This is a genomic window from Chryseobacterium sp. 22458 (assembly GCF_052044975.1).
In the GTDB taxonomy this organism is placed as follows: Bacteria; Bacteroidota; Bacteroidia; order Flavobacteriales; family Weeksellaceae; genus Chryseobacterium.
This window is the reverse complement of sequence record NZ_JBQEOA010000002.1, coordinates 745,130-751,461: the sequence shown is the minus strand read 5'-3', so window position 1 is coordinate 751,461 and position 6,332 is coordinate 745,130. Positions and strand designations below refer to the sequence as shown.

Sequence of the window (6,332 nt, the reverse complement as noted above, 5' to 3'; positions counted from 1 at the left end):
ATCTTTTATCTTTTATCTTTTATCTTTTATCTTTTATCTTTTATCTTTTATCTTTTATCTTTTATCTTTTATCTTTTTTAAAGTAATTCCCCCACCCCATCCGTCATGCAACTATCAATAGCAAAACAATGGACTCAATAAAAATAATTCTTACAGGCGCTACAGGAATGGTAGGTGAAGGTGTTTTAATGGAATGCCTTGAAAATCCCAATGTTTCCGAAATACTCAGCATAAGCAGAAAACCGTCAGGAAAAGAGCATCCAAAGCTGAAAGAATATCTCGTTTCTGACTTTTTGTCAATAGATAACCATGATGAAAATCTGAAAGGCTACGATGCCTGTTTCTTCTGTGCCGGGATCAGCAGTGTAGGAATGAATGAAGATGAATATACTAAAATTACTTACGATACCACCATCCGCTTTGCAGAAGCAGTACTTTATCAAAACCCCGAAATGGTCTTCAGCTATGTATCCGGAGCAGGTACTGACAGTACAGAAAGTGGAAAGCAGATGTGGGCAAGGGTAAAAGGAAGAACAGAAAATACCCTGAAAAAAATGAACTTCAGAGGAGCTTATAATTTCAGACCCGGATTTATGAAACCTGTTGACGGCCAATTGAATGTAAAATGGTTTTTCAAACCTTTTATTTGGATTTTTCCTGTTTTTTTACCGACAAAATCATTAACTTTACACGAAGTAGGTAGAGCAATGATCAATGTCACACAAAAGGGATACCCTACAGCAACTTTAGAAATTAGAGATATTAAAAATTTAGCGATATGAGAGACATGTTAAAAAGAATTGTTCTGGTTATTTTTGTACTCTTGGTTCTGACTGCAGTTTCAGGCTTTTTCTATATGCAGAAACATCCGCTGGAAGGCAGTAAGGCAGGAAAAATTTTAAACTTTTCAGGAAAATCTTCCAGATAACTGAACGCTGTATTGTATTCTTTGAAATTTAATTTTATCTTTTTATCAGAAACAAACCTATTTTTTAAACATTTCTTAAAATTCCATTAAAATAGTTGCGAAACATAAAGTTCATTTTTGTATATCTAATTGAAGTACAAAAATGATCAACAACTACCTATTAAAAGGGTCTGTCATTGCCGCATTCTTTTTCCAGAGCGGACTTTCCGGACAGACGCTGATCCATTACTGGAATTTTAACAACAATACTTCCGAAACCTCTATCACCATTCCTTCTTCTACCCTTGTCAATGGTTCCCTTACAGCCATAGCAGGCGGTACAAGTATCATCGATTTTGCGAACGGTACCGGACAGAACTTTAATGTTGATAATCTGAATGCCAGAAACAGTGATCCTTCCGGAACTCACCTGAGATTCAACAATCCTATCGGAGGAGCATTACAGTTTAATATTCCGACAACGGGATATCAGAACATTGTGGTAAAGTTTTCCACCCGAAGATCCGGCCAGGGAGCAGGAACACAGACATGGTCTTACTCAACAGACGGAACTACGTTTGTACAGTATCAGACCGTGAATCCTCAGGATGCCAATCCCCAGCTGGTTACTTTAGATTTTTCAGCCGTTCCGGGTGCTTCCAATAATCCAAACTTTAAACTAAAGGTTGAATTTACCGCTACCGGAGGAGGCACAGGTGGTAACAACCGTTTTGATAATTTCACAGTAGATGCAAGCCCTGCAGGAGGTGCAGATATCACTCCGCCCGTTGTTACCTATCTTCCGGCCCATAACACGAATAATGCCTCTACAGCTATAAATCCGACAATAGCTTTTAACGAAAATGTAAGACTGACAGATAATTCAGCAATCAACGATTCTAATGCACAAAGCCTTGTAGAATTCCGTCTGGGAAATGCTACAGGTACACAGGTTCCCTTCACCACTGCTTTCAGCAGCAATACCATCACCATAATTCCTGCATCCGGCTTAGTGCCGGGACAGACTTATTATGTAGCACTTAAACCCAATGTGGTTGAGGATTTCAGTGATAATGGAGTAACGTCAGTGACGTCCAGTACTTTTACCACAGCAGGTACCACCATCTCTTTAGATAAAAATTTAATTAAAGTCAATGAAAATGCAGGAAATCTTGCATTTAAAATCAATATTGCAAACCCTTCAGCTGCTACAGTCAACCTTGTTGTAAAGCCGGCTCCTTTCAGCACGGCAGATAATAATGATTTTACATTAGTGAATCAAACGATCAATATTACCCCTTCCACCAACAGTTATACCGTTAATATTCCTATTATTGACGACAGCCTGGAAGAGCAGCAGGCTGAATATTTCGTGGTAAGCCTTGAAAATCCTGCCGGAGCAACCATTTCCGGAGATAATTCCGCAACGGTTTATATTGTGGATAATGATAAACAGGCACCTGTACCTTCCCAGCAGATCCAATTGAATTATATCGGAAGTTTTGATCCGTCTGGAAACAATAACAGCTCTACTGAGATTGTTGTTCATGATCCTGCAACCCAGCGTTTATTTACGATCAGTTCACTTACAGATGTTTTTGATATTATTGATTTCAGTACACCTGCCACTCCATCTGTTGTAAAAACAGTCAACATGGCTGCTTATGGAGGCATTACAAGTATTGCTGTAAAAAACGGAATCATTGCTGCCGCTTCCCCGAATACCAATCCGCAACAAAACGGATCTGTCGTATTCTTTGATATCAACGGGAACTTTCTGAAGCAGGTTTCTGTAGGAGCTCTTCCGGATATGGTCACCTTCACACCTGACGGTACAAAAGTAGTGACGGCCAATGAAGGAGAACCGAATGATGCCTACACTACAGATCCTGAAGGAACCATCAGTATCATCGATATTTCAGGAGGAATCGGAAATCTTACCCAGTCTGACGTGACCACTCTTAATTTCAATAATTTTGATTCTCAGGTGGTAGCATTAACGGCTACAGGATTAAGAAAGGTAAGAACCAATAATACACTTTCCCAGGATCTGGAACCGGAATATGTAACCATCAGTGCAGACAGCCAGAAAGCATGGGTAACGCTTCAGGAGAACAATGCTATTGCTGAGGTTAATCTTGCTACAAAAACAATTACAGGGATCTGGGGATTAGGTAAAAAAGATATGAGCCTTCCCGGTAATGGCTTCGACGCTTCAGACAATAACGGAGAAGTATTGATCGCCAACTGGCCGGTAAAGGCTTATTACGTTCCTGATGCCGTACAGAATTACAAGGTCGGGAGTACCCAATATATCGTAACGGCTAATGAAGGTGATGAAAAAGACCTTTCAGGATACAGCGAAAGAACAACTATAGGGGCAAACAGTTATATTTTAGATCCGGCAATTTTCCCTAATTCAGCAATATTAAAAGCTTCTCATAATTTAGGAAGATTCAGGGTTTCTTCTGCTACCGGAAATACGGACGGAGATACGGACTTTGAAGAGATATCAGCATTAGGAGCCCGCTCATTCTCAATTTTCAATGCAGATACCAGGCAGATTGTATATGACAGTGGGGACCAGTTTGAAAGATATATTGCAGCCAACCATCCTTTGCTGTTCAATGTTGATAATGAATCCAATGCCGTTAAAAACAGAAGCCGTGCAAAAGGACCGGAACCGGAAGGAGTGGCATTAGGAACCATTAACGGACAGACTTATGCTTTCATTACCCTGGAACGAACCGGAGGAGTAATGGTTTACAATATCACAGATCCGAACAACCCTACCTTTACAGATTACAAACATTCCCGTTCTACCTCTGCATACGGCGGAGATAACGGCCCGGAAGGTATCATTTACATTGCTCCGGAAAATACCACAACCCATAAGGGCTATGTCATTATTGCCAATGAGATCAGCGGAACATTATCAATGTATGAAGTGGCAATGCCGCCTACTTTAGGGACAGCTGAAACAAAATCAGAAACAGCAACCTTCAATATATTCCCGAATCCTGTAAACAAAGGAAATACACTTTATTTCAACAGAAAACAGGATTACGAAATGTACGATATGTCAGGAAAGCTGATCGGAAAAGAGAAAAATGCTTTAACAATCAATACTACGGATCTTTCTGCGGGTGTTTACCTTGTAAAAACTTCAGAAGGGCATTTGAAGAGAGTCATTGTAAAGTAAGGTTATTTTATAATTTAATTTTTTTAGCTCAACCGATGTACTGAAAGTAATCCGGGAGACGATTGAAAATTTAACTTCGTAAAATTCAATATTTAAGATGATTTAACTTTTGATTTACAAAACTTAATTTATTTTATGTCTATATTTATCCCCACAAAACCAAATTCATAATGAAAAATATTAAAACGATAGGCATTCTTGCCTTTTTGCTGACAGGAACAGGAGTCGTATTTTCTCAATCTACCAAAGTAGAATCTATAAAAGGCGTTGCACAGACCGACGGCAATAAAAAAATAGAAGTGGAAGGCGTAGGCCATAAACTTAATTATACTCTTAACGGAGGAATGGTAGAAGTTTCAGGAGGTGATAATACCGTAACCGTTAAAGGAAGTGCTAAAAAGGTTTCCGTTTCAGGAACGGGCAATAAGGTCTATATCGACAGAGTAGATAAAGTAGCCATAGAAGGAGGTGGCAATACCGTCTACTACAGGACTTCAGGAACAAAATCAGGAAAACCGGATGCTTCACTTACAGGAGTGGGAAATAAGGTAGTGAAACAATAAAATACAATAAACAAGGCTTGGATTAATGATCTGAGCCTTTATTTTTATATTTAATATTGAAAATCTCTGATCTATAAAACCTAACAGGTTTCAGAAACCTGTCAGGTTTATTTTTACTGCTATCCAGAAATATTTCAGATGATTAACACAAAGGAAGTCATTCTTGAAACAAAAAAAGACAGACCTTAAAAAAAGCCTGTCTTTACAAATATCTCAGTCGTAGTTTTTACTCTACGTTCACTACTTTTTCGATTTCCGGAGCATGTTGCTTGATTGTGTTTTCAACACCCAGCTTCAGGGTTGAAAAGTTCAGTGAGCATCCGGAACAGTTACCTAAAAGCTTTACAAAAACCTGATTATCTTTCACATCAATAAGCTCAATATCACCGCCGTCTTTATTCAAAAACGGTCTGATGCTTTCCAGAGCTTCCATTACTCTTGTTACTGTATCTTCGTGCGTTATGTTTGTTTCCATATTTTTTCAGTTCAATTCGGTTTTTTCAAATGTAATTGAAATTAATTATTTTTTTGCTTTTGGCGAGCATCCTGCCATCGTTGAGATCTTCACCGCTTCAGTAGGAGGCAGGTTTTTATTTCTTTCCACTAAGCTTTCAACCATTTTTCTTGCTGTCTCAGTATAGATTTCTGCAATTTTAGAGTCTTCCTGCAGTGCAGCCGGTCTTCCAACGTCTCCTGCTTCTCTGATGCTTTGGATCAATGGAATCTCTCCCAGTACAGGAATTCCCAGATCCTCCGCCAGATATTGTGCTCCCTGGTTTCCAAAGATATAATATTTATTGTCAGGAAGTTCTTCCGGAGTAAAATATGCCATATTTTCGATCAATCCAAGAACCGGAATATTAATGCTTTCCATCTGGAACATGGCAATACCTTTTCTTACGTCTGCTAAAGCTACATGCTGAGGAGTACTTACGATCACCGCTCCTGTTACAGGAACTTCCTGGATGATGGATAAGTGGATGTCACCTGTTCCCGGAGGAAGGTCGATTAATAAGAAATCAAGTTCGCCCCATGCAGCATCTCTGATCATCTGGTTCAGTGCTTTGGAAGCCATTGGCCCTCTCCACACCACTGCCTGGTTAGCTCCAGAGAAATATCCTATCGAAAGCATTTTCACACCATAATTTTCAATAGGTTTCATCAGATTTTTACCGTTTACTTCTACAGAAATCGGTTTCTGACCTTCTGTATCAAACATTGTAGGCACTGACGGTCCGTAGATATCAGCATCTAATAATCCTACTTTAAAGCCCATTTTAGCTAACGTTACCGCCATATTTGCAGAAACGGTAGACTTCCCTACTCCTCCTTTACCGGAAGCAATAGCGATAATATTCTGAATACCCGGAATTTGTTTTCCTTTGATCTGACTTTGCTGAATTTCACTAGGTTCCGGAGAAACAATCTTAAGTTTCAGATGAATATCTTCTCCAAACTCACTGGCAAAAGCCTGCTTCATGGCAGCTTCCAGTTTTTTCTTTTCATGCATTGCAGGTGAATGAGCTGTCATATCAATATAAACATCATTACCCATGATCTGAAGATTATTTACTAAATCGTCTACTTCTATTTCTTTAAGGAATTCCTGAACCTTTTCTTTCGTCAACATATAAATATAAATTGTTTACAAATTTACGGA

Annotated in this window: 6 protein-coding genes; 4 read left to right on the top strand and 2 right to left on the bottom strand. The window is 39.0% G+C overall.

Annotated elements, in window-relative coordinates:
* The first annotated feature begins 128 nt into the window (after positions 1–128).
* The 4 genes from ACTJJF_RS10710 (at position 129) to ACTJJF_RS10695 (ending at position 4,672) form a co-directional block, all read left to right on the top strand.
* Entirely contained in the window at positions 129–782 is a 654-nt protein-coding gene (locus ACTJJF_RS10710; protein WP_440699647.1) for an NAD-dependent epimerase/dehydratase family protein, read from the top strand.
* A complete protein-coding gene (locus ACTJJF_RS10705) occupies positions 779–928 on the top strand; it encodes a hypothetical protein (RefSeq protein ID WP_440699646.1) in 150 nt (49 codons plus the stop codon). Before ACTJJF_RS10710 ends, ACTJJF_RS10705 begins: the two co-directional genes overlap by 4 nt.
* Before the next feature lie 142 nt (positions 929–1,070).
* Positions 1,071–4,109 (top strand): choice-of-anchor I family protein, encoded by a 3,039-nt coding sequence (locus ACTJJF_RS10700; protein WP_440699645.1) that lies wholly within the window; start codon positions 1,071–1,073, stop codon positions 4,107–4,109.
* Between the two features lie 170 nt (positions 4,110–4,279).
* Positions 4,280–4,672: a DUF3060 domain-containing protein gene (locus tag ACTJJF_RS10695; RefSeq protein ID WP_440699644.1), complete on the top strand. Its 393-nt coding sequence runs from the start codon at positions 4,280–4,282 to the stop codon at positions 4,670–4,672.
* 226 nt (positions 4,673–4,898) lie between these two features.
* Here ACTJJF_RS10695 and ACTJJF_RS10690 read toward each other — a convergent pair whose 3' ends face one another.
* Both ACTJJF_RS10690 and ACTJJF_RS10685 read right to left on the bottom strand, forming a co-directional pair.
* Positions 4,899–5,147: a NifU family protein gene (locus ACTJJF_RS10690; RefSeq protein WP_045500144.1), complete on the bottom strand. Its 249-nt coding sequence runs from the start codon at positions 5,145–5,147 to the stop codon at positions 4,899–4,901.
* Between the two features lie 45 nt (positions 5,148–5,192).
* Entirely contained in the window at positions 5,193–6,302 is a 1,110-nt protein-coding gene (locus tag ACTJJF_RS10685) for an Mrp/NBP35 family ATP-binding protein (protein WP_065398914.1), read from the bottom strand.
* Positions 6,303–6,332 lie beyond the last annotated feature (30 nt).